Raw genomic sequence first — 24,019 nt, 5'->3', positions numbered from 1 at the left:
AGATGAACGGCAACCCCAGCGAGTCACCGGCTCCCCCGCCGGCAGGAACGGGCAACGGGCCCGCCGTCTCCCGCCAGGAGTTCGACGCGGTCTTCGAGACGGTGCGCACCTGGGGCCGCTGGCCCCGCGCCGACCGTGGCGCCTGGAACCGGGTGGCCCCGGACCACGTACGGCGGGCCACCGCGCTGGTCCGGTCCGGCACCACCGTCCCTCTGGGGCGTCCCTGGAACACGGTCCCCGGACCGGACAACAGCAGACCCGCCCTGCACCACATGACCGACCTCGGTGACGTCGAGCCCCCGGAACCCTCCACGCACAAGGACTTCCTCGCCGTCGACTACCACGGCAAGGCGGTCAGCCATCTGGACGCGCTGTCCCACGTCGCCTACCGGGGGCAGCTCTACGACGGCCGCGCCGCGCACGAGTGGATCGATGCCGGAGGGGCCCGCTTCGGTGCCGTATCGGCGCTGGGCCCCCTCGTGACCAGGGGCGTGCTGCTCGACCTGCCCACCGTGCTGGGATGCGCATGGCTGGAACCCGGGCGGGCCGTGCACGCCGCGGACATCGTGGCAGCGGAGCGGGCACTCGACGTGACCATCGGCGAGGGCGATGCGGTGCTGCTGCGGTCCGGCAGCGTCCGCCGGCGCCGGGAACTGGGCGTCTGGGACCCCGGCGCGGCGAGCGCGGGCTTCCATGTGGATGCCATGCCGCTGCTGGCCGAGCGGGGTATCGCGCTGCTCGGTGGCGACGGCGACAGCGATGTACGGCCCTCACCGGTCGACGGCGTGCATTCTCCGGTCCATGCGCTCGCCCTCGCCGCGATGGGGGTGCCGCTCCTGGACAACCTCGACCTCGAAGCGCTCTCGTCCGCCGCCGCGGGGGCGGGCCGTTATGCGTTCCTCCTCGTGGTGGCCCCGCTGGACATCCCGGGTGGCACCGGCTCGCCCGTCAATCCGGTCGCGGTCCTGTGACGCGGGCGCGGTCCTGGGGCACGGGCGCGGTCCTGGGGCACGGGCGCGGGTCCTGTCGTCCGCCCGCGGTCCTGTGGCCCGGTCGCGGTCCCGTGGCGGCATTCCCGGCCGTGACCATGTGTGACGGCCGGGAGCTGCCGGTTGCGGCTTCCCCGTCCACGATCGGTACCGCTCTCTGCGCAGAGATCTACAATTGGACGGGATGGTGCGGCTGCCCATTCCCGGGCGGCCACAGCGGCACCTACCGATGTGGGAAGTGGTCGGGATGGGGCTCGTGGGAGCGGGCATCGGGCCCGCGCGCGCCCGTGAGCAGTTTCTTCGCGGTGGGGCGGTCGAGGGGACCGTGCGAAGCCCGATCCTGAATTCGTGGCAGCGTTCCCGGTCGCTGGGGCTGGCGCCGGAGGAGTGCGAGCTTCCGTTCCGTCAGGACCTCGATCTGGACGGCCGGCTCGTCCGCGCCGCCACCCCCGTAATGGACCGTCTGCAGTCCAGGTTCGCGGGCAGAAACATGAATGTGTCCCTCGCCGACGGCCGTGGGGCCGTACTGCTGCGGCGTTTCGGTGACGCCTCACTGGTCAGGCATCTGGCCGCGATCCAGAGCGTCCCGGGTTTCGTGTTCGCCGAGGAGTTCGCGGGAACCAACGGCATCGGTCTGGCCCTCGCGGAACGGCAGCTGATCAACGTCTACGGCGCCGAGCACTTCGCCGAACGCTCCCAGGCCAATGCGTGTACGGCCATTCCCGTCCGGGACCCGCTCAGCGGACGCATCGAAGGCATCCTGTGCCTGGGCTTTCCGCCCGCCGATGCGGAGGTGGCGCTCAACGACGTGATCATCAGGGCGGCCGGGGCCATCGAACGGCGGCTGCTGGAGCAGAGCTCGGCCCGGGAGCGCGCCTTGCTGCAGGCGTACCTGGACGCCAGGAGCCACGCACCGGCCGGTGAGGCGACGGGCAACGGGCGGCCGGGCGGGCCTGCCGAGAGCCCGCCGGCCGCAACCGGGCCGGCCCAGAGCGGGCTCGCCGAGAGTGGGCTGGACTGGCGTGACCAGATGATGCTCAAGGAGCGGGCCACCGAGCTGATCTCCTCGGCGCAGCGAGCCGCCGTCGAGGTCGCGCTGCCCGGCGGACGGCGGATCACCTTGCTGAGCCGGCCGGTGAACAGTCCCTCCGGCGTGGAGGGCGTGGTCATCGAGGCGGTCCTTCCCGCGCCGCATCAGCACCTCGCCGTCGTCAGCACCGCCGCCGCCCCCGGCCCGGCGCCCGAGCAGGTTCTCGCCCCCGGCGTCCCGCGGTACGGGCACCTTTCCGGCAGCGGAGGGGACCGGGCGGGGGCCCCGGAGGGCCCATCGGGCGCGCCCCGTACCGCGGAACGTCCCTCCGGCCGCCCCTTGGACAGTCCCCCGGAAAGTCCCTCCGACCGGCACGCCGAGGGGCTCGCCGAGCCTCCCTCCCCCGGCACAGCCGGCGGGCTGGTGCTGATCGGCGAGCCCGGGGTGGGAACGTACGCCGTGGCGGCCCGGCGCCGCCTGGAGCTGCTGTCCGAGGCCAGTACCCGCATCGGCACCACGCTGGACGTGAGCCGTACCGCCCGGGAGCTCGCCGAGATGGCCGTCCCGCGCCTGGCCGACTACGTCACCATCGACCTTCCCGAGGCGGTGCTGCGCGGCGAGGAGCCGACCGATCCCCGCACCGGCCTCTACCGCACGGTGGTCCACGGGATCCGGGACGACTGCCCCTTCTACCCCGCCGGTGAGCGGGTGGACCTGCGCCCCTCCACGCCCCAGCTCCGTTGTCTGGACGACCGGCAGCCCGTCCTCGAACCCGACCTGAGGACGGCCGGCGGCTGGATCGCCCAGGATCCCGCGCACGCCCGGCGCCTCCTGGGCCATCAGGTGCACTCGCTGATCGCCGTCCCCCTCCTCGCCCGCGGCATCGCCCTGGGCACGGCAAGCTTCTACCGCTCGCGGGACCCCGCCCCGTTCGGGGACGACGACCTTTCGCTGGCCCAGGAACTCGCCACCCGTGCCGCCATCTGCATCGACAACGCCCGGCGTTTCACCCGCGAGCACACCATGGTCCTCGCCCTGCAGCACAGTCTGCTGCCGCGGAGCTTCCCCGAGCAGAACGCCGTCGACGTCGCGTACCGCTATCTGCCCGCCGAATCCGGCGTCGGCGGCGACTGGTTCGATGTCATCCCCCTCTCCAGCACCCGGGTGGCCCTCGTCGTCGGGGATGTCGTCGGCCACGGTCTGCACGCCGCCGCCACGATGGGCCGGCTGCGCACCGCCGCGCGCAACTTCGCCGAACTCGACCTCGCCCCGGACGAAGTCCTCACCCATCTCGACAACCTCGTGGGACGCCTCGACCGGGAGGAGGGGACCGAGGGGCCCGCGGCCGACAGCACCGGCATCATCGGTGCCACCTGTCTGTACGTCATCTACGACCCCACCACGCGGCAGTGCGTGATGGCCCGGTCCGGGCACCCGCCGCCCGCGCTGGTCCACCCCGACGGCACCGTCACCTTCCCCGACCTGCCGGCCGGCCCGCCGCTGGGCCTGGGCGGCCTGCCCTTCGAGACCGCCGAGTTCACGCTTCCCGAAGGCAGCCGGCTCGTCCTCTACACCGACGGGCTGATCGGGGACCGCGACCGCGACGTCGATACGTCTCTCGACCTGCTGCGCCGCGCCCTGGCGCAGCCGGACCGTCCGCCCGAGGACACCTGTGAGGCGGTCATCCGGGCCGTGGCACCCCGGCACCCGGCCGATGACATCGCGCTGCTCGTCGCCCGCACCCATGCCCTCGCCCCCCGGCGCATCGCCACCTGGGACGTGGCGGCCGACCCCGCGCTCGTCTCCGGCGTCCGCGCCGCCGTGACCCGGCAACTGGCCGAATGGGGGCTGCACGAGGTCGTCTTCGCCACCGAGCTCCTGCTCAGCGAGCTGGTCACCAATGCCATCCGCTACGGCAGCGCCCCCATCCAGGTGCGTCTGCTGCACGACCGCACGCTGATCTGCGAGGTCTCCGACGCCGGCAGCACCGCCCCGCATCTGCGCCATGCGGCGGGCACCGACGAGGGCGGCCGGGGGCTGTTCCTCGTCGCCCAGCTCGCCCAGGCCTGGGGCACCCGTTACACGGCCGGCGGCAAGGTCATCTGGGCCGAGTGCGCTCTGGAGGCACCGGCAGGAAAGCCCGACGCCGCCGAAGCCTTGGTCGACAACATCCCCGCCCTCTGACAGTCCTTCCGGCATCTGGAACAAGACGGGCCGTACCATGACGGAATTGTGGTAATCGGTACGGATAGCGCTGACAGCCCCCGTCCCCCGGGGGACACCCCCCGGCCTCTCGTCCGGGTACGCGGCCTGTGCAAGCGGTTCGGCGGCACCCTCGCACTGGACGAGGTCGACCTCGACATCCGCGCCGGCCGCATCCTCGCCCTGCTGGGCCCCAAACGGTGCCGGAAAGTCCACCCTCATCAAGGTGCTCGCGGGCGTCCACCCCGCCGACGAGGGCGAGGTGAGCGTCGCCGGGCACCCGCTCGGCAGCGAGGCGGCCTCCCGCGCGCTGTCCTTCATCCATCAGGACCTGGGCCTGGTCGACTGGATGACGGTCGCCGAGAACATCGCCCTGGGGGCCGGCTACCCCCGCCGCGCGGGGTTGCTGTCGTGGCGGAGGATCCGCGACCGGTGCACCGCGGCCCTGGACATCGTCGCCGCGCATCTCGACCCGGACACCCCGCTCGCCGATCTCCCGCGCGCCGAACGCTCCCTGGTGGCGCTGGCCCGCGCACTGTCCACCCGGGCCGCCGTCATCGTCCTGGACGAGCCGACCGCCAGCCTCCCGGCAGCCGACTGTGCCCGGCTGTTCGACGTCCTGCGCACCCTGCGCGACCAGGGCCGCGCCCTCGTCCTTGTCACCCACCGGATCGACGAGGTGTACCGGGCCGCCGACGACTTCGCCGTCCTGCGGGACGGACACCTCGTCAGCCAGGGCCAGGTCAGCGGCTACCGGCAGGACCGGCTGGTGCGCGACATCGTGGGCCGCGAACCGGCCGGCTTCCGGATCGCCCCCGCCCCGGGCCCTGCCGTACTGCGCCTCGACCGGGTACGGACCGAGCACACGGCGCCGGTCAGCCTGGAGGTGCACGCCGGGGAAGTCCTCGGCATGGTGGGCCTCACCGGCGCCGGTCACAGGGAACTGGGCCGCGCCCTCGCCGGCTCCCGGCCGCTCACCGGCGGACGGGCCCTGCTCGACGGCCTGCCGTACGCTCCGCGCACGGTCGCCGCCGCCGTCGGCTCCGGCGTCGGCCTGGTGACCGGCGACCGTCAGGAAGAGGGCTGTGCCCCCGAGCTGACGGTGCGGGAGAACTTCCTGGCCAACCCCCGGGCGAGCGGTGTGCCGCCCTGGCGCCGGATCGCTCCCCGGCGCGAGCGCGCCGAGGCCGCGGCCCTGATCGAGCGGTTCTCGGTGTTCCCCCGGGACACCGAGGCGCCGATCGCCACCCTGTCCGGGGGCAATCAGCAGAAGGTCATGGTCGGCCGGTGGCTCGGGACGAGCCGGCGTCTGCTGATCCTGGAAGAGCCGACCGCCGGGGTGGACGTCGGCGCCAAGACGGCGATCTACCGCCTGCTCCGGGAGGCGCTGGCCCAGGGCCTCGCCGTCCTGCTCCTCTCCACCGACTTCGAGGAGGTCGCCCACGTGTGCCACCGCGCCCTGGTGTTCGTCCGCGGGGCGGTGACGGTGGAGCTGAGCGGCGGGGCTCTCACGGTCGCCGAACTCACCCGTGCCTGTTCGGCGATGAGCGCGCTCACCGGGACGGTGGAACCATGACCCCCTCCCCCCGCCTCCTGCCGGGCCGCCGGTTCGGGCACTTCCTCGGCGCCTACGGCCTCCTGGCCTTCGCCGCCCTGCTCTTCCTGGTCTTCTCCCTCGCGCTGCCGGACACCTTCCCCACCCTGGACAACATCTCCGAGGTGTTGTCCAACCAGTCGATCCCCGCCCTCCTCGCGCTGGGCGCCATGATTCCCATCGTCACCGCCAAGTTCGACCTGTCCCTCGGCTACGGTCTCGGCCTGGCGCACGTCATGACGATGCAGCTCCTCGCCAACGAGGCGTGGCCCTGGCCCCTCGTCTGCCTCGCCGTGGTCGTCGGCGGGGCGGTCGTCGGCGTCTTCAACGGGCTCGTCGTCGAATTCGCGAAGATCAATTCCTTTATCGCCACGCTCGGCACCGGCAGCATCCTGTACGCCCTCACCGGATGGATCACCAACGGGGCCCGGATCGTCCCCGGCCCGCAGGGCCTGCCGGCGGCCTTCACCGATCTCTACGACTCCCGGTTCCTCGGCCTGCCGGTGTCCGCCTTCTACGTCCTCGCGCTGACCGCCGTGCTGTGGCTGCTCCTGGAGCGGCTGCCACTCGGCCGGTATCTGTACGTCATCGGCTCCAACCCGCGCGCCGCCGAGCTGGTGGGCATCCCCACCCGGCGCTACGTCGTCTACGCGTTCGCCGGCTCGGGGCTGGTCGTCGGTGTCGCCGGTGTGCTGCTCGCCGCCCAGCAGCGGATCGGCAACCCCAGCGTCGGCCTGGACTATCTGCTGCCGGCTTTCGTCGGTGCGCTGCTCGGGTCCACCGCGATCAGGCCCGGCCGCCCGAACGCCCTGGGCACCCTGGTCGCCGTCGTCATTCTCGCCATCGGGCTCGCCGGTATCGGCCAGCTCGGCGCCGAGTTCTGGGTCACCCCGCTGTTCAACGGCGCCACCCTGCTCCTCGCCGTCGGCATGGCCGGCTATGCCGCCCGCCGCCAGCTGCGCAGGCGGCGGACGCCACCGTCCCGGCCCCGCCCCGACGCGGTCCGCATCAGCTCATGACCTCCGGCCGCCCCCACCGTGTCGTCCCCCCGCGGGGAGCGCCCGTGCACGCGCACCGCAAGACCGTCCTCCGCGGCGCGGTCGTCGTGGCTCTGGCGGCCGCTGTCCTCGCCGGCTGCGAACGCGGCGCCTCGACCGGCGCCGCGCCCTGGTCGCCAGGGCCTGCGAAGACCGGCTGTCCCGCCGTCCTGGCCGGGGCCCGGGCCGCCGTGGCACGGGCCGAGAAGCCGCACACCGCGTGGAACGGCCCCACCGGCGGCCCCCGGGCGGTCTCGGGCAAACGCCTCGTCTATGTCGCGCAGACGATGACCAATCCCGGTGTCGCGGGCGCCGCCAAGGGCGTCCAGCAAGCCGCGAAGACCCTCGGCTGGTCCGTCCGGGTGATCGACGGTCAGGGCACCCCCGCCGGGATCCAGGCGGCCTTCAGCCAGGCCATCGCGCTGCGGCCCGCGGGCATCGTGATCGGCGGCTTCGACCCGCGTCTGACGTCGCGGCAGGTGGCGACGGCCAACGCCGAGCACCTCCCGCTCGTCGGCTGGCACGCGGTCGACGCCCCCGGTCCGAGCAAGGACCCCGAGCTCTTCAGCAACGTCACCACCCACGTCCAGGACGTCGCGAAGATCAGCGCGGACTGGATCATCACGCGCTCCCGGGGACACGCGGGAGTCGTCGTGTTCACCGATGCCTCGATCCCGTTCGCCAGGAACAAGTCCGAACTGATCAAGAAACAGCTCGCCACCTGCTCCGGCGTGCGGCTCCTGGAGGAGGAGAACATCCCGCTCCCGGACACCAGCAGCCGCACGCCCCAGGAGGTCTCCGCGCTCCTCTCCCGCTTCGGGGATCGCTGGACCCACTCCGTCGCCATCAACGATGTGTACTTCGCCGATGCCGCCCCGGCTCTGCGCGCGGCGGGCAGGAAAGGCGGCGGCGCCCCCTTCAACATCGGTGCGGGCGACGGCGACCCGTCCGCCTTCCAGCGCATCAACAGCGGACAGTTCCAGGCGGCCACGGTGCCGGAGCCCTTCTCCCAGCAGGGCTGGCAGATCCTCGACGAGTTCAACCGCGCCTTCTCGGGCAGACCCGCCAGCGGTTATGTCGCCCCCGTGCACATCGCCACGGCCGGCAACAGCCGTGGGGCCACCACATGGGACCCGTCCGGCTACCGCGCGGCGTACCGGAGGATCTGGGGCAGGTAGGCAGAGCGGGAACACCGCCGCGGGTGCGCTCGTGTTGCCAGGCCCTCCGTCAGTTGACGGATGTAACGCCGCGCCGGGCCCCGTACGTTGGCACCGCCGCAGCAGGGGCCACAGCCAGGGACGGGGTGCTTCCTCCCCTGTCCGGGCGGCGTTGCCACGGCAACGGGGCCGGTTGCCGAACCGCCCCGCAGGCAAGAACTGCCCAAGGAGAACCGAATAACCATGATCACCGAGCCGACCCCCCACGGGCCAGTGCGGCGGACGATGGCCGCATTCGCCGCGGTCGCCTTCGCCACCCTCGCCACGTCAGCCTCTCCGCTCACGACCGGAACGGCTCACGCGGAAACCTCCGCCATGACCGGCCTGTCCCTCTCGCCGCGCCTGCCCCAGGGCGACGGCCTCGCCGCGTCATTGGATCTGGCGAAGGACTCGCCGGACTACGGGACGGAAATGGTCATCAACAAGTCGCCGATGGCGCATTGGAGCATCCTCCCCAACGGGGACGGGAGTTTCCTGATCCGCAACGACAAGACGCAGAAGTGCGTCGACTTCAACACCGACAACGGCCACCTCGTCGAGCCGCAGTACTGCGACCAGAAGAACAAGAAACAGAACTGGTATCTGCAGCCCTCGAACGGTGGTGACGGCTACTACCTGATCCGGAACGTCAGCACCGACACGTGCATGGACGTGTTCGGGGGAAGCGGCGACGACGGCACCACCGTGGGAATCCACGACTGCAACGGCAACAGCAACCAGGAGTGGACCATCGGCCCGACGCCCGGCCCGGAGTACACCGGCCCCTCCCTCGCGGACCTGGCCACCGCGTACGCACTGAAGCAGTGCAGCAACGGCGGCGGCACCGTCAAGTCGTGCGATTACGCGGTCACCGGCGACAGCGTGGCTTCCGTGGCGAACCTGCAGCGGGTCAGCTCCAACGTGTGGAACAACAGCACCGACCCGGGGGAACGGACCATCACCTGGACGCAGACCACGTCCCAGACCAATACGGTGGGCACCTCCCTCACCGTCACCAGCGAGGTCGGGGTCAACGTCGAATTCGTCACGGCCAAGGTCAGCACGGCGCTCAGCGCACGCTACGAGCACTCCTGGACCCAGACCGACACCGTGAGCGACGCGAACAAGATATCCGTGAAGCCGGGCAACTACAGCTGGGCGATGCGCGGCCAGCTGATGAAGACCGTGACGGGGCAGTGGACGTTCACCAATGACCTCGGTGACACCTGGTCCGGCGACGGCACCGCCACCGTCCCCGCCAAGGACGGCACCGACAGCCTCAGCAGCAACCTGGTGCTGTGCACGAGCGACAGCCCCGCTCCGGAGTGCGTCAACAACCGGTGACCGGTGCGGTGCACTCCCCGCGTGATACGGGTGCACCCCGTTGCGTGATCTGACGGCACGCCGTCGGACGTTCCCCGGCCTCCGCGAACGGAGCCGGGGAACAACGCGTCGAGCGCCGAGGGATTCAGTCCCGCGAACGTGACCGCCCGGACTTCTGCCGGCGGGTCACCTCCGCGGCGATTTCGACCCGTGAGGTCATCGCCAGCTTTCTGAGGATGCTGGACACATGGGTGCTGACGGTGCTTCGGGCGATGGACAGCCGAGCCGCGATCTCGGGATTGGAACACCCTTCGGCGACGTGCTCCGCCACCATTCGTTCGGTGTGGGTGAGGGCTTCCCAGCCGTCGCGAAGGCCGGTCCGGGTCCGGTGCGTTCCCCGGCGGACGGCGACCGCCCGCAGCCGGGACGTCGCCTGGGCCGCGTCCCAGACCGCGCCCAGCTGTGTGAATGTGTCCAGCGCCTGGTCGAGCAGGACCCGGGCGTCGGCCGGCCGGCCGCCACGGGCCAGCATTTCCGCCGCATCGGTCAGGGCGTGTGCCGCACTGAGCGGCCGCGGAGCGTTGCGGTAGCAGCGGACCGCTTCCATCAGCAGATCGGGGTCCCCGTTCAGCAGGCCTTGACAGCGGTAGGCGTCACCGAGGTGGTACAGGCCCCCGCTGTGGTCGGCGCGCCGTTGCGCGGCGGCGGCGTATCGCTGTGCGTTCGCACGGTCTTTCCGGGCCAGGGCGAGGCGGACCAGATCAGGTGTCAGGAAACTGAGGATCAGCTGGCCCGGCAGATGGCCGACGCCGCCGTCGAACGCCTCGGCGAGCCGGGAGTAGGCGCGCCGGGCATCGCCCTTCGCCTCGTCCAGAAGGACGCCGGCGCACAACGGCAGGTACTCGTAGAAGGCAGCGACCGTCGAGTTGTCGCCCTCGGACGGCAGAGCGGTCAGATGTGCTTCGGCGAGGGGGCGCCTGCCTCTGTGCACGGCGATCAATGCCGCCAGCGCCCGCAGCGCCCGGCTCAGCGCGTCCTGGCCCCCGCAGTCGAGACCCGAGGTGATCTCCGCCAGCGCATCGTCCCAGCGCCCCGTGTGAAACGCGAGGAGCGCGCAGGACAGGTGGTACCAGGGAAGGAACATCCCTGCGGTCCGCTCCGCCGGGATGCGGATGGCGGCGAGGGTCCGCCGGGCGTCGTCCCCGAGATCGAGATCGACGTAGTAGTTCACCAGGGCGAGTTGCAGCCCCATCCACTGCGCCGGGTGCACGGTCTCGGGCGTGATGCGGGACGCCTGCCGCGCGAGTTCCACCGCTTCGGCGTCAGGTGTTTCGAGGAATCGCTTGGCCGCCAGTACGTGCAGGGCGCCGGCCAGGGCCTGGCTGTCGCCGGCCTTGTCGGCCGCGCGCCGGACACGTGAGGCGACCGCGCCGGCCTCGGTGATGTCGCCCAGCGCGAAGAGACACACCGCGCCGAACGCCTGGAACCGGACCGCCTCGATCGCCGGCAGCCCCGGGCTCCGGCATCCGGCCCGCGTCTCCGCCAGCGCCAGGTCGGGCCGGCCACGGGCGAACGCGGCCTGGATGACGACCCAGCGCACCAGGCATTCCCACCCGGGGTCGGGCGCCCTGGCCAGGGCGCAGCGGGCGCTTTCCTCCGCCTCGGCGAGGAGCCCGCAGGAAAGCTGCGCAAGGGCGTGGTGCAGACGGAGACTGACGTACCCCGCGTCCGTGGGGTCGCCGAGTTCCAGCGCCGTGGTGAGCAGCCGCAGCGCCATGGCGGGTGCCCGGGTGGTGAGCCGTGCCGCGGATCCCTCCAGCCAGGTGATCAGGAAGTCCGGGCTCGGCAGCCCGTCCAGGAGGTGCTCGGCAACGCGCTCGGGAGCTGCCCCGGCCTCGGCCAGGCACTGCGCCGCTCTCATGTGCAGCATGGCCCGGACCGACCCCGGCACGGCGTCGTACAAGGCGTGCCGGATGAGATCGTGCCGGAAGCGCAGGTGTTGGCCGGTGTCCCTGAGCACCCCGGCAGCCTCGGCCTGGGCCATGACGGCCAGCAGGTCGCGCAGCGGAAGGTCCACCACCGCCGCGAGTTCGGCGGTGGTGCAGCCGGCGCCCAGTACGGAGGCGACGCGCAGCACCTGGAGCACATCGTCACGCAGGTAGCGAAGCCGGTGCGTCACCAGTGTGGTCAGCGAGGGCAGCGTGCAGCCGGCGGCGATGTCCGCCGTGGCCTCACCGGTCTCGATGGCCTGCTCGCGCCGCAGCGCGGCGATCAACTCGGTGAGGTACAGCGGGTTGCCGGCGGCTCCCTCGGCCATGCGGCGCAGTCGCGGACCGGCCGGCCGTCCGCACTGGTCCGCCAGCAGCGCCGCCACGGCCTCCGTATCGAGGGGAGCCAGCTCCAGCAGGGTGCGATGTCCCGCGATCGGGCTCCGTGACAGCTGGTCGACTTCCCCCACTCCGGACACGGGCCGGTGCGCACCCACCACCAGAAGCGGCAACTGGTGCACCGAACCGACCAGCTTGTGCAGCACTGCCAGGCTCGCCGCGTCCGCCCACTGGAGGTCGTCGAGGAACAGCGCCAGCGGCCCCTGTGCGCACAACTCCTCGACCAGCCCGATGATCGCCTCGACCGTCGCGGCATACGCCCCGGCCGTCTCGCTCCTGGCGCCCGGCAGGCCGTAGCGGGCGTCGCCGCGCAGCACCTCGGCGACCCGGGCCCGCCGGGCATCCGACGGGAACTCCTCAAGCCTCAAGCAGCTTGCCACGAAGGCGAACGGACAGGCCTGTTCGCGCTCCTGGGCACCCCCCTGCAGCACCTGCAGGCCCCTGCGCTCCGCGGCCGCCGCGGCCCGCTCAAGCACCGCGGTCTTCCCGAGGCCGGCCTCACCCACGACGAACGCGGCCTGCCCCTCGCCCGCGAGCGTGGACTCCACCAGCCTGGACAGCTCCGCCAACTCAGCCGCACGCCCCACAAGCCAACCTTCGAATGAAGCCATCACTTCGCCCCCACGCCATGCAATGCCAGGTGCTTCTTAGCACATGTCTTGGATGTGCGTAGTGAACGACCGTCACCCGGACAAGGTCCGCTTGTCGGTCAAGGCAGAGCCGTGGAACCCGGGCTCATACGGGGCGGCGCCGGACGGCAGGGGCGTGCGGACCCCCGGCCGTCCGGCGCCGTCGGCCGGGACGTCACCGGACCGCTACTCGAAGCGCGCGGGGTCGCCGGCTCCGCGGCGCACGATCTCCGGGCTGTCGCCGGAGAAGTCGATGACGGTGGTCGGCTCGGTGCCGCAGTCGCCCGAGTCGATCACTGCGTCCACCACATGGTCGAGCCGTTCCTTGATCTCCCACCCCTGCGTCATCGGCTCGTCCTCGTCGGGCAGCAGCAGGGTGCTGGAGAGCAGCGGCTCACCCAACTCCGCGAGCAGGGCCTGGGTGACGACATGGTCCGGGATCCGGACTCCGACGGTCTTCTTCTTGGGGTGCATCAGCTGGCGCGGCACCTCCTTCGTGGCGGGCAGGATGAAGGTGTAGCTGCCGGGCGTCGCCGCCTTGACCGCGCGGAACACATCGTTGTCGACATGCACGAACTGGCCCAGCTGCGCGAAGTTCTGGCACACCAGGGTGAAGTGGTGACGGTCGTCGAGGTTGCGGATCGACCGGATCCGGTCGATGCCGTCGCGGCTGCCCAGCTGGCATCCCAGTGCGAAGCAGGAGTCCGTCGGATACGCGATGAGCGCACCGGAGCGGATGCTCTCGGCCACGGTGGTGATGGTGCGCCGCTGGGGATTGTCGGGGTGCACATCGAAGTATTTCGCCATCCATCGAGCCTACGGGATAGGGCCTCCGGTGCTCGGGTGGCAGCGGCGGCGGGCTCGGCCGGCACCTGGAGGCACCGGCCGAACCCGCTGCTCCACAAGCGGCTGAGGGGGTTACGGCGCCATCTCGTAGGCCCCGGCCAGGGCCTCGACACGCTCCCAGACGCGCGTCGAGCGGGCTTCGTCGACGACCGGCCGCCGGACCGCGCCGAGCGCCCACTCCTGCTGCGCCGCGGTGGCCGAATCCTTGCCGTGCAGTTCCACGGCGTGCGCGGAGAAGTCGCGGACGAGGACGGCGAACAGCTCGTCGAGGACATCGGCGTCGAGGCCGGTCAGGCGGGCCTGCTCCAGGATCAGCTGGCCGTGCACGACCAGCGCGAACAGCTGCCCGACGGCGAGCAGGAGGTCGAGGTCACGGCTCTGGTCCTCGCCGGGGGCCGCGGTGGTGACGAACTCGCACAGGGCGTCCGCCTGCTCCCGGAAGCGGGCGACGTTGGACACCTCGGCGTAGGCGTCGAAGGCGGTGCGCCAGTCGTGGAAGCGGACGGAGCCCAGGCCGCGGGCCGGTCCCTGCCGGAAGAGGAAGGCGTCGTCGGCCGCGTCGAGGCGGGTCGGTACCGCCTCGTACTCGGCCGGGTTCAGCAGGTGGTTGCCCATGAACTTGAGGATCAGGGCGAGGTTGACATGGACCGTGCCCTCCAGCTTCGGCAGGCCGCGGATCTCGGTGGCGGCCTGGGAGAAGTAGGTGTCCTTCTCGAAGCCCTTGGCCGCGATGACGTCCCACATCAGGTCGATGACCTTCTCGCCCTCGGTGGTCACCTTCATCTTCGTCATCGGGTTGAAGAGGAGGTAGCGGCGGTCGTCGGGCCCGGCGGAGCGGAAGTAGTCGACGGCGCGGTCGCTGAACAGCTTCATCCCGACGAGGCGGACGTAGGCGTCGGTCAGTTCGCGGCGCACGTGCGGGAAGGCGGTGACGGGACGGCCGTAGAGGATGCGGTTCTGTGCGTGGGTGACGGCCTCGTACATCGCGTGCTCGCAGATGCCGATCGCACCGGTGCAGAGGTTGAACTTGCCGACGTTGACGGTGTTGAGGGCGGCGTCGAAGGCGGCCCGGCCGGTGTGCAGGATGTCGTCGGCGCCGACCGGGTAGTCGTCGAGGCGGAACTCGCTGACGTACTTGGAGGAGTCGACGACGTTCTTGACCAGGTGGTACGCGGGGTGGCGGCTGTCGGCGGCGAAGAAGACATAGCCGTCCGGGCCCTCGATGTCGGTGCGGCGGCCGAAGACGGAGACGAGTCCGGCGGCGTTGCCGTTGCCGATGTAGTACTTGGAACCGCTGGCACGGAAGCCGCCGTCCCCGTCCGGCTCCAGCAGCATGTCGGTGGAGTAGATGTCGGCGCCGTGGGCCTTCTCGGACAGGCCGAAGGCGAACACCTCACCCTGGGCGAGGAGTTCGGCCGCGCGGGCCCGCACGGTGGCGTTGTCGCTCTGCCATACCGGGCCGAGCCCGAGGATGGTGACCTGCCAGGCGTACCAGTAGTCGAGTCCGTAGAAGCCGAAGATCTCGTTGAGGGCGGCGATCCGGGCGGTGTCCCAGCGCTTGTCGGGCTGCCCGTCGGCGGCGGAGGCCGGGGTGAGGAAGGTCGCGAACAGCCCTTCCTTGGCGGAGAACTCAAGGAACTCCGCCAGCCAGGCGCGCGAGCGGTAGTCCTCGATCAGCTTGCGCTTGCCGCGGTCCTCGAACCAGGCGACGGTGGCACGCAGCAGCCTGCGGGTCTCGGGGTCGAAGTGCGCCGGGTCGTAGGTGCGGGGGTTGAACAGCAGCTGGTCGGCCATGGATGGTCGCCTTTCCTGATCGGGTTGCGGGTGGTGGCGGGAGGCTTCGGGGGCGCGCCGGGGGCCGCTGGGCGGCGGAGGACGGGCGGTTGGTGCGCCGGCGCCGGTTCAGCGCCCGGGGCCGTCTCCATGGAGCCCGGCGAGTCTGTGGAGGGTGGCGAGCACGTCGTCGAGCCAGGCGAGGGTCATCCGCTCGTAGGCGATACCGCCGCGCAGCACGACATGCTGGAGCTCCTGCCCGGCGTCGGGCGTGGCGGGGGCCTCGGGACCGGTGAAGTCCCGCCGCTCCCCTGCGAGATAGTGCGCGAGCCGGTCGGTGTGCGCCTGGTGGTGGCGCTCGACCTCACGGATCAGCGCGGCCGGGTCGTCGAACGCCGCGCCGCGGATCTTCACGGCGAGGTCGTGCCGGACGCTCTCGGGTTCGATCGGCTCGTGGAGCCACCCGGAGAGCGCGGCCCGGCCCGGGGCGGCGACGGAGTACTCCTTCTTGTCCGGCCGGGCCTGCTGCGGCACCTCGCGGACATCGACCCAGCCGTCGCTTTCCATGCGCTTGAGAACGCGGTAGATCTGCTGGTGGGTGGCGGTCCAGAAGTAGCCGATGGACCGGTCGAACCGCCGGGCCAGCTCATAGCCGGAGCCCGGCTTCTCCAGCAGGGAGACGAGGATCGCGTGGTCGAGCGCCATACCCCGAATCCTTCTATGCAACTTGTTGCATAGACAAGTGGGCACCGCCCGGGTGAGACGCGGCTCACCCCGTGAGGCCGTGCGCGGGCATGCGGCGGGGCCCGTCGGCGGAATGCGCCGACGGGCCCCGGGAAGTCGCTCAGCAGGCGACGTCGAGGACGTGGATCCCGGACACCAGAGTGCCTTCGAGCTTGTAACAGTGGTTCTTGTCGGCCTCGTTGAGGTACAGGGGCTTGGAGCCGCCCGTCCAGTAGACGGTGACCGTGGCCCCGGTCGCCTCGGCGGGGAAGTAGCCCTTCCAGCTGGTACCGATCGGCCGGTCGTGCTGGCAGTAGTTCTTGCTCTCTATGCCCGCCGGGCCCTTCCATTCGTAGCAGGTGTCGATGAGGGAGCCCGCGTTGTGCTCGAACGCGATGTAGTTGTCCGAGGCGGCAGCGGCGGACGGCGCGGACAGCACCGCGCCCGCCAGCGCCAGTCCGAGTGCCGCGGAACCACAGGTCAGGGAACGCTTTCTGCTTCGCATACGGGATTGCGCCTCTCGCTTCGCTGATCCGGACATGCCCTAACAGGCCTTTTCGGTGATCTTCGGGTCGAAGGTGTAGCCGCTCAGCTCGTAGCAGTGGCCGCGCTTGAGGTCCGTGATCTGCGGCGTCACATTGCCGCCCCCGATCTGGGCCGCCACCGTCACTTCGAGCCGGACGCCCTGGGCGTCGGCGGGGATTTCCACCCGCCAGTCGGTGCCCTTGGGCTTCGCGTAGTCGCACGAGTCCGAGGTCGACGAGCCCTGCCAGTGGTAGCAGGTGTCGACCAGGAACCAGCCGTTGTTGGTGAATCCGATGTAATTGCCCGAGCCCGCCGCGGCGGCCGACGGTGCCGTCATGACGGCACCGGCCAGCGCGAGCCCCAGGGCGGCGGCACCGTACGCCGCCGACTTCTTGATTTTCCGCACGGAGTGCTCCTTCAGGGAGGGTTGACGAGGGGGGACCGGCGGCTCAGCTGCCGTTCATCAGCTTTCCGCCGCATGCGACCTCGTCGGTGTCGGCCCGCGCCGCCGCACTGAGGGGTATTTCGGTACGGAGACCCGTGATCTTCGCGCCGCCGAACTCGCCGCCCTGGATCCGCACATCGGAGACGCGCTGCTCCATGTCGTGGCCCAGCTTCAGCATCCCCTTCCGCCCCGGCTTGATGGTGATCCGGACGTCACCGCTCTTCGACTCGGCATGGGTCTCGCTGTACTGCGCGGAGGCCCCCACTCCCAGCTTGTCCTTGACGAGGGTGATATCGACGTTGACGCCGACGTTCCAGCCCCAGGTGAAGGTCTTGCTCCCGCTGAGGGTCTGGTTGATTTCCCCCTGTCCTCCGCTGCAGTTCTGAAGGGGGCCCACGCCCATGACGGTGTTCTCCACGTCGAACCACTTCGTCACGTTCTTGGACTCCACGGTCGTCGCCGAGCAGGACACACCGCTGCTGTTGCACTGGTCCATGGCGCGCTTGACTTCGTCAGCGGAGTTCACCTGGTATCCGTTGTCATAGGTGACGGAGGGGCTGCCCTCCTGCAGCCAGGTGTTCGTGTGACCGTTGATGTCGGTGGAATCGGCGGCCGATGCCGTGGGAGTCGTCAGAGCCAGCGCGACGGTGACGGCACCGAGGGCGATACCGATACGGGCTGCGGTTGTGAATGTGGATGCGGTTGTGAATGTGGATGCGGATGCGGATTCTGACGTGGAGATCAACGTTTTCCTCGTTCTGTGAGTGGGGTGACCGGGGGCAGTGGAACCCGGTTCACAGGAGAGTGCGACTGCGGCACTCCCGAGACAACTGCGTTCAGCAGCCGATTTCCGTGAGCTTGGGCCGGTCGACGAGGCCTGTGATTTCGAAGCAGTGGTTCTTGCCGGTGTCGAATACCGCGGCACTGTCTCTCGTCGCGTAGTCCACGATGCTGGTGCTGAGATCGATCTTTGCGCCGGTCGCCCCGTCGGGGAAATATGCCTGCCAGGTGTCGTTCACCGGACGGACGTTGTGGCAGTAGTCCTTGCCCTCGACATCACGCCACTTGTAGCAGGTGTTGGCGAGAATTCCGGCGTGATTGGTGATCTGAATGTAGTGACTCGAATCCGCATGGGCGACGGGGGCGGTGAGTACCGCCGACAGACTTGCGGCGCCCGCCGCGAGAAGACCGAATGCGGCCCGATGGTTGAACCTCACGGTTGCCACTCCCTCTTGAACTCTCCTGCGACATCGGAAGAATGCGACGTCGTGAGATCCGAGTAAGTCATGAGAAGAGGGCCGAATCAATTGGTTCGGGCCAAGACTTCGGTATCCGGAGACAGGGACCGGGGGTAACCACGAGAAACACTCCGGGAAACGGGGTACCACGACACCGGACCACGAGAACCACGGCCTTTCACTGCGGCCCGACCACAGGGCGGGCGACTGCCGCCGGGATACCGCAAGGCCCCTCACCAGAAGGTGAAGGGCCTTGCGGGTCAGTCCGGGCACACGAGTCCCGGGACCACGCCTCAGGCGCCCGCCGTGCCACTCCCCCGGCGCGAGCGGTCCGCGGCCGCCATGGCCGCCGCCAGATACGGGCGCCCCGCGATCCCGAGCTTGCGGTAGGCGCCGGTCAGATGGGTTTCCACGGTCCGCAGCGAGACGACGAGCAGTTCGGCGATCTGTTTGTTGCTGTAGCCCTGCGCCGCCAGGGTGCCGACGCGCTCCTCCCCCGCGGTCAGCGTCCCGGCCCCCGCGCCCCCGGCTCTGCCGACCCGCCCGCCGGCGAGGTGCAGCCGCTCCTGCAGGCGCGCGCTGAGCACGGTGGCGCCGCACCCCACGGCGAGGTCCAGCCCGCGGCGCAGGGCACTCCTGGCGCCCCGCCTGTCGTCCCGGTGCAGCAGGGCGGCCCCGAAGGCGTCCAGGGCGCGGGCGAGTTCGAGGCGGGCGGGGGTGGGGCCCACTACGTCGACGGCCTCGGCCAGCAGGTCCATCCCCCGGGGGCCGCTCGTGGCGAGCCCCGTCACCCGCAGCGCCACCCCGAGGGCCCGTGGGATCCGGCAGCGCCGGGCGAGGTCGAGCTCCTGCTCTGCCAGCGTACGGGCCGACGCGGTGTCCCCCAGGGCGAGATGGGCGGCCACCGAGCGGGAGCGCCAGGGAGCCATCGCGGGGCTGATGGTCCCCGCGGCCTCGCAGTGGTGACCGCACTCGCGGAGCAGCGAGAGCCCCGCCCGCGGATTGCCCTGAGCGATCCGCAGCGCTGCCAGACTCATGAGGAAGCGGGGCCGCTCCCAGGCCGCTTCCGCCTGCCCGGCCACGGCATGGGCGCCCGCGATCCGCTCGGCCGCCTCGGTCCGGCCCTGTGCGAGGAGGGCATCGATCCTGAGGGTGTCCAGGGTCAGTGCGTACGGCAGCCGCCCGGTGGAGGACGCCTGGTCAGCGGCGGTCTCAGCGGTGGCGAGCGCTTCGGTGACGTTGCCTCGGCGCAGCGCCAGCCCCGCCTGGTAGAGCATCAGGGAGGAGACGAGCAGTTCCATGCCCCGGCCCGAGATCTCCCGTGCCAGATGGCGGTTGAGCTGGTCGGCCGTATCGAGCTCGTCGAGGTACAGCAGCGTGTGGGCGACGAAGTAGTGCAGCGGGAACAGATCGTGGGAGAAGGCCGGCAGATTGACGGACGCGCGCTCGATGAGACCGGCGACGTACGGGGCGGGCAGGGCGGCGCGCAGGGCGCGGAAGGCGCGGATCGCGAGCAGTTGGCGTTCTCCCGCGGTGCGGTCGGCCGGGTCGTCGTCGGTGCCGGGGAACGGCGCCGGTGCCGCGCCGGTGACGGACGGCCGCTCGAACTCCATCCATGCGCGCAACGCCCCCATCCGCAGCGCCAGTTCACGGTCGGCGGCCCCGGAGTCCGCCGTGCGCCGGTCGCACAGCGCCGCGATCTTCCGGTCCACCTCCGACAGGTCCGTACGGGAGCCGCGGGAGAGGAGCAGCGAGTAGGCGAGCACGCCCAGCGCGTCGCTGCGGGCCGTTTCGTCGGTCAGCTCCTCGAGCGCGCCGGTGACGCAGGAGATGGCCAGCGCGGCATCGTAATGGCTGGCCGCGGTGCCCAGTTCCAGGAGCACCCGGGCGCGCTCGGCATCGTCCAGCGGCTGGTGCAGGGCGGCCCGCAGATAGGTCACGGCCGTCTCGGGTGCGCCGCGGTGCAGCGCCTGGCCGGCCGCTCTGCGCAGCACCGGCAGCACCCAGGAGCCGTGTACGGGACCGGCCGCCAGCAGCTGGGCCGCGACTTCCTCATCGGGACGTCCGCTGAGGCAGGACACCTGGGCCGCCCGCGCATGACCGGCACCGAGTTCCTCGGGCGACAGCATCCCGAGCACCGTGTCGCGGACGACCGGATGGGTGAAGCGGAGGTCGCCGTCCGCGCGCAGCAGGCCCAGCGACCGCAGGTCCTGTGCCGCGGAGAGCACCACCGCACGCCCCGTTCCGCAGTACGCGGCAAGCAGCTCCGGCGGTTTGCGGTCACCCAGTAACGCCAGTGCCCGCGCCAGCTCCACCACCTCGCCGGACGCCTGGCAGAGCCGGTGCGAGATCTCCCCCGTGAGCGTCGACAGCATGACCGTGGGGATCCGGTCCCGGAAGGCCGCGGTCGGCCGCACCCCGCTGCGCTGGGCCTGGTGGAGCAGGGCACGGACGAACAGCGGGTGGCCGCCGGTGGCGGCGTGAGCGGCGGCGCAGAAGGCGTCATCGGGTTCCTCCGCGCCCCAGAGCGTCCGCACCAGCTGTGCCACACCGGCGGTGTCCAGCGGCTCCACCACGAGGGTGTGGCAGTTCGCGGGACGGACGAGCTCGGCGAGCAGCGGATCGAGCCGTCTGGCCTCGGCGCTCCGCGTGGTCACCGCGATCAGCACGGGGTGGCTGTCCGCCCGTCCGGCGAAGTGCACCAGCCAGCGCAGTGAGGGCTGGTCGATCCACTGCAGGGCGTCGACCGCCAGGAGCAGGGGTTGCCGGCGGGAGAGCCGGGCGGCGAGGGTGTCGAGTCCCCGCAGCGTCGACGCCGTCACATCGGCCGTCTCCGGCAGCGGTTCGGTGCCGGCGGCGTCGTCCAGTGCCCGGAGCGTAGCCGCCGCGGAGCCTTCCAGGAGAAGGGCGCGGTCGGTCTCGGACACCGCGGCCAGCAGGGGCCGGAACAGCTGTCGCACCGCGCCGAAGGCGAATTCGCGCTCCAGGGGATGGCAGCAGGCCCGCAGCACCCGGAACTGATCGTTCCGCTCCCACCAGGTGCTCAGCAGGACGGACTTGCCGACCCCGGCCGCCCCTTCGAGCTGTACGACGCGGGACCGGCCGGACAGGGCCTCGGCGGCCACGGCATCGAGGGCGGCGAGCTCGGGTTCGCGCCCCACCAACGGCCAGTCGTCACCGCATGCATCGCGGGAATGTCCGAACGTCACCACTTGCTCAACTCTCGTCTTGCGCATCTGCCGTTCGAGACGTTGCGATGCCCACCGCGGTTGCCTGAGCTGCCCACGCGGATCCGGGCGGCCCGCCCCGCCGCGGGGGATCATGACAGGCCGGCGGTCCCCGACGGATCCGCGGCTCGCCGTCGTGTGCAACCACCGCGCAACGTTGCAGGGGGTTAACTGAGGCACTGCCTCCGTGGCGGCTCGGCGACCATGATCCCGGTGACCACGATCCGGCCCGTGCCGGTCCGGCCCGCCGCCGTCCCGGGAGCGCTGTCCGTTGTGGCCGGTCAGGAGAGGAACCGCACGTGTACCGACAAGAGACCGACAACCCGCAGGTCAAAGGCTCCGCGACACAGCCGGGGCGGCTTTGATGAGCGGCGGCGAAGAGGCGCCTGCGGCCGCCGGGTGCGCCGCCGCGGAGGGGACTTCACGGATCGCGCTCAGCGCGGCGGCGACCGAACTGCTGCGTCTGCTGCACGACCGGCACGGCCCATTGATGTTCCACCAGTCCGGCGGCTGCTGTGACGGCAGTGCCCCCATGTGCTACCCGGCCGGGGAGTTCCGTACGGGAGCGTCGGATGTGCTGCTGGCCCGGCTGACCGTGGAGGGCGTACCGGAGCCGGTGGGGTTCTGGATGTCCGGGGACCAGTTCGAGCGCTGGCGGCACACCCATCTGACGGTGGACGTCGTACCGGGGCGCGGCAGTGGCTTCTCCCTGGAGGCGCCGGAGGGGGTCCGCTTTCTGATCCGCTCGCGGCTGTTCACCGACGAGGAACGCGCGGATCTCGGCGACTGAGGCCGCGCGGCGCCGGAGGAGCCCCTGGGGACGCGCCAGGGCGAGCCGGAGAACACAGTGAGGCCCCACGCACGGGGGAGAGCGTGGGGCCTCACTCCTTAAAACGGGTGAATGGCCTCTCGGGTTCCCTCACGGTGAAACTTCCGCAAGAAAAATCTTGTGCGCACTCTGCACGGTCGCGCGTGCCCCGCCTCGTGCCGACGTTCAGGCGTCATCCTGCACCAACCGCTCCAGCATCGCCTGGAAGTCCGCATCCGCCACCACCCGCAGTCCCCCGCCGGACGGCTCGCTCAGCGGAGTCATCACGCCCCGGCGCCACCAGAACACCCTGGGGCTGATGGCGCCCGCCGCGTCCTCGTGACCGGCCGCCGCGAATTGCGCCATGGCCTGCAACGCCGGGACGACCTGGGCATCGTGAATACGGTGGAAGGCCAGCTGGTGGCGGAAGGGCAGGGCGACCAGCGCGCCGTCCGGGGTGAGCTCGATGCCCATCAGCCGCTGCACCAGCTCGTCCAGCACCAGCACCCGGCTCGCGGTGAAGAAGGAGTCACCGAGCAGCACCTCGAACGCCGAGCCGTCACCGCGCCGCACGGTCTCGTGCCCCTCGACCGGCAGCGCGCGCAGATTGTTCATCGCCCGGATCCGCAGCTCCGCCACGTCCCCGAGGTCGGTCAGCGAGTCCTCGCTCAGCATCTGCACCGCCTCGGGCAGATCGAGGGCGAGCACTTCCCGCAGCCCCGGCGCCGGTGCGCGGCCGTAGCGGAAGGAGTCGGAGGCGGGCAGCGTCTCCTGGGCGACCACACGGGGATAGAGGCAGGCCCGGATCTCGTCGGCGCTGAGGATTTCCAGCGGCTGCGGGCCGTCCATCGTACGGAGCACCTTGCCGACGTGATCCCGGATCAGCGCGGGCCAGCTGCGCTCACCGCGCCGGTCGCGGTGGCACACCGCGGCGAGGTTGCCGAGGCCGAACTGCCGGCCCGCGGAGTCGGTGACCACGCCCGCGTACGCGGTGACTTCGAGCCCCTGTTCCGCGAAGGCCTGCCGGACCTGCGATCTGAAGACGCCGCCTTCGCGCTCGGAGAAGAAGCCGAACTCCCCGTCGCGTGCCAGCTCGCGGGGATCCCGCTTCGGTCCTCGGCGGAACAGGCCCATCTCTTCCTCCCGGCAGCGGCCACGAACGACGGCCTCGAATGGGCCGATCGTAACGGGTGCGCCGCCGCCCACGTCGTCCCGCCGGCCGCCGCCCCGGCGGTGACCGGACGCAGAGTGGCCAGGTGGCGGGGCCGGCGGGACGAGGGGGAATGCGGGGATGAGGGAGAGCCCCGGCGGAAGGACGGGGCGGGATAAGGGAACCGCGGTGGCCGGGCCCGAGGGCCGTCGCAGCTCCCGAGGCCGTCGAATGATCCGTGCCGTGCCACCGGTGAACGTGCAGACTCGCCCCATGGCGAACATGAGGGCGTTCCAGGCGGCGGTCACCCGCTGGGCGGCGGACGGTACCGACGGGCCGGCGCGCGATCTGGCGGAAAGCCTGGGGGTGCGGACCGCGGTACTCCTGGAAGGGCTGAGCGATCTGGCGGCCGTCGAGGCGCTGGCCGCCCGGCGTGGCCGGGACCTGGCCGCCGAGGGGGTGTGCGTCGTGCCGATGGGCGGGGCGATGAACGTCGGCCGCTATGCCGGCCTCCTCGGGCCGCCCGGCCTCGGTCTGCGCCTGACAGGACTGTGCGACAAGGGCGAACAGCGCTTCTACGAGCGCGGCCTGACGCGGGCGCAGGCACCGCTCCAGGACATCTGCGTATGCATCTCGGATCTGGAGGACGAACTCATCCGCGCGCTCGGCACGGCAGGAGTCGAGGAGATTTTCCGCTCCGAGGGCGACTTCCGCGCCTGGCAGACCTTCCAGCGCCAGCCCGCGCAGCACGGCCGGCCCCGGCATCAGCAGGTACGGCGCTTCCTCGGCACGAAGAAGGGCCGCAAGATCCGCTACGGCCGTCTCCTTGTCGAGGCCCTCGCACCGGACCGGACACCACCCCCGCTCGACGACCTCCTCGCGAAACTGTGAGGTCGT

Annotated in this window: 17 protein-coding genes and 1 pseudogene; 8 read left to right on the top strand and 10 right to left on the bottom strand. The window is 71.2% G+C overall.

What is annotated here, in order from left to right; genetic code table 11:
* The first annotated feature begins 2 nt into the window (after positions 1 to 2).
* The 6 genes and pseudogenes from D9V36_RS37650 to D9V36_RS37625 all read left to right on the top strand — a co-directional run bounded on the left by D9V36_RS37650 (position 3) and on the right by D9V36_RS37625 (position 9,392).
* Positions 3 to 971 carry a cyclase family protein gene (locus D9V36_RS37650; protein WP_129297713.1) on the top strand — a complete coding sequence of 323 codons (969 nt, stop codon included), beginning with the start codon at positions 3 to 5 and terminating at the stop codon, positions 969 to 971.
* 265 nt (positions 972 to 1,236) lie between these two features.
* Positions 1,237 to 4,203 carry a SpoIIE family protein phosphatase gene (locus D9V36_RS37645; RefSeq protein ID WP_241721391.1) on the top strand — a complete coding sequence of 989 codons (2,967 nt, stop codon included), beginning with the start codon at positions 1,237 to 1,239 and terminating at the stop codon, positions 4,201 to 4,203.
* Positions 4,204 to 4,251: 48 nt separating this feature from the next.
* A pseudogene (locus D9V36_RS37640) lies at positions 4,252 to 5,797 on the top strand (sugar ABC transporter ATP-binding protein).
* Entirely contained in the window at positions 5,794 to 6,834 is a 1,041-nt protein-coding gene (locus tag D9V36_RS37635) for an ABC transporter permease (RefSeq protein WP_129297712.1), read from the top strand. The pseudogene D9V36_RS37640 and the gene D9V36_RS37635 overlap by 4 nt, the downstream one beginning before the upstream one ends.
* 44 nt (positions 6,835 to 6,878) lie before the next feature.
* Positions 6,879 to 8,030 carry a substrate-binding domain-containing protein gene (locus D9V36_RS37630; RefSeq protein WP_241721194.1) on the top strand — a complete coding sequence of 384 codons (1,152 nt, stop codon included), beginning with the start codon at positions 6,879 to 6,881 and terminating at the stop codon, positions 8,028 to 8,030.
* Between the two features lie 222 nt (positions 8,031 to 8,252).
* Positions 8,253 to 9,392, top strand: coding sequence for an RICIN domain-containing protein (locus D9V36_RS37625; protein ID WP_129297710.1), 1,140 nt, complete (start codon positions 8,253 to 8,255; stop codon positions 9,390 to 9,392).
* Between the two features lie 124 nt (positions 9,393 to 9,516).
* On the opposite strand, the gene D9V36_RS37620 is transcribed toward D9V36_RS37625, so the two are convergent.
* The 9 genes from D9V36_RS37620 to D9V36_RS37580 form a co-directional block, all read right to left on the bottom strand.
* Positions 9,517 to 12,345 (bottom strand): helix-turn-helix transcriptional regulator, encoded by a 2,829-nt coding sequence (locus D9V36_RS37620; RefSeq protein ID WP_164993101.1) that lies wholly within the window; start codon positions 12,343 to 12,345, stop codon positions 9,517 to 9,519.
* 228 nt (positions 12,346 to 12,573) lie between these two features.
* On the bottom strand, positions 12,574 to 13,194 hold the full coding sequence (locus D9V36_RS37615; RefSeq protein ID WP_129297708.1) for an L-threonylcarbamoyladenylate synthase: 621 nt from the start codon (positions 13,192 to 13,194) through the stop codon (positions 12,574 to 12,576).
* Positions 13,195 to 13,305: 111 nt separating this feature from the next.
* Positions 13,306 to 15,027, bottom strand: coding sequence for an acyl-CoA dehydrogenase family protein (locus D9V36_RS37610; RefSeq protein ID WP_129297707.1), 1,722 nt, complete (start codon positions 15,025 to 15,027; stop codon positions 13,306 to 13,308).
* A 108-nt stretch (positions 15,028 to 15,135) separates the two neighbouring features.
* Entirely contained in the window at positions 15,136 to 15,711 is a 576-nt protein-coding gene (locus D9V36_RS37605) for a PadR family transcriptional regulator (protein WP_129297706.1), read from the bottom strand.
* A gap of 139 nt (positions 15,712 to 15,850) precedes the next feature.
* Positions 15,851 to 16,234 (bottom strand): hypothetical protein, encoded by a 384-nt coding sequence (locus D9V36_RS37600; RefSeq protein ID WP_129297705.1) that lies wholly within the window; start codon positions 16,232 to 16,234, stop codon positions 15,851 to 15,853.
* A gap of 39 nt (positions 16,235 to 16,273) precedes the next feature.
* Entirely contained in the window at positions 16,274 to 16,660 is a 387-nt protein-coding gene (locus D9V36_RS37595) for a hypothetical protein (protein ID WP_129297704.1), read from the bottom strand.
* 43 nt (positions 16,661 to 16,703) lie between these two features.
* On the bottom strand, positions 16,704 to 17,444 hold the full coding sequence (locus D9V36_RS37590; RefSeq protein WP_129297703.1) for a hypothetical protein: 741 nt from the start codon (positions 17,442 to 17,444) through the stop codon (positions 16,704 to 16,706).
* Positions 17,445 to 17,535: 91 nt separating this feature from the next.
* On the bottom strand, positions 17,536 to 17,916 hold the full coding sequence (locus D9V36_RS37585; protein WP_129297702.1) for a hypothetical protein: 381 nt from the start codon (positions 17,914 to 17,916) through the stop codon (positions 17,536 to 17,538).
* Positions 17,917 to 18,230: 314 nt separating this feature from the next.
* Positions 18,231 to 21,149 (bottom strand): ATP-binding protein, encoded by a 2,919-nt coding sequence (locus D9V36_RS37580; protein ID WP_241721193.1) that lies wholly within the window; start codon positions 21,147 to 21,149, stop codon positions 18,231 to 18,233.
* A 379-nt stretch (positions 21,150 to 21,528) separates the two neighbouring features.
* Here D9V36_RS37580 and D9V36_RS37575 point away from each other — a divergent pair, with 379 nt between their 5' ends.
* Positions 21,529 to 21,954: a DUF779 domain-containing protein gene (locus tag D9V36_RS37575; protein ID WP_129297701.1), complete on the top strand. Its 426-nt coding sequence runs from the start codon at positions 21,529 to 21,531 to the stop codon at positions 21,952 to 21,954.
* Between the two features lie 204 nt (positions 21,955 to 22,158).
* On the opposite strand, the gene D9V36_RS37570 is transcribed toward D9V36_RS37575, so the two are convergent.
* Entirely contained in the window at positions 22,159 to 23,106 is a 948-nt protein-coding gene (locus D9V36_RS37570; protein WP_129297700.1) for a hypothetical protein, read from the bottom strand.
* A 289-nt stretch (positions 23,107 to 23,395) separates the two neighbouring features.
* Here D9V36_RS37570 and D9V36_RS37565 point away from each other — a divergent pair, with 289 nt between their 5' ends.
* Positions 23,396 to 24,013: a TOPRIM nucleotidyl transferase/hydrolase domain-containing protein gene (locus D9V36_RS37565; RefSeq protein WP_129297699.1), complete on the top strand. Its 618-nt coding sequence runs from the start codon at positions 23,396 to 23,398 to the stop codon at positions 24,011 to 24,013.
* The last annotated feature ends 6 nt before the right edge of the window (positions 24,014 to 24,019 follow it).

This window comes from Streptomyces lydicus, assembly GCF_004125265.1.
Lineage (GTDB): Bacteria > Actinomycetota > Actinomycetes > Streptomycetales > Streptomycetaceae > Streptomyces > Streptomyces lydicus_C.
The sequence above is the reverse complement of the archived record's forward strand: the minus strand, read 5'-3'. Positions and strand labels throughout refer to the sequence as shown.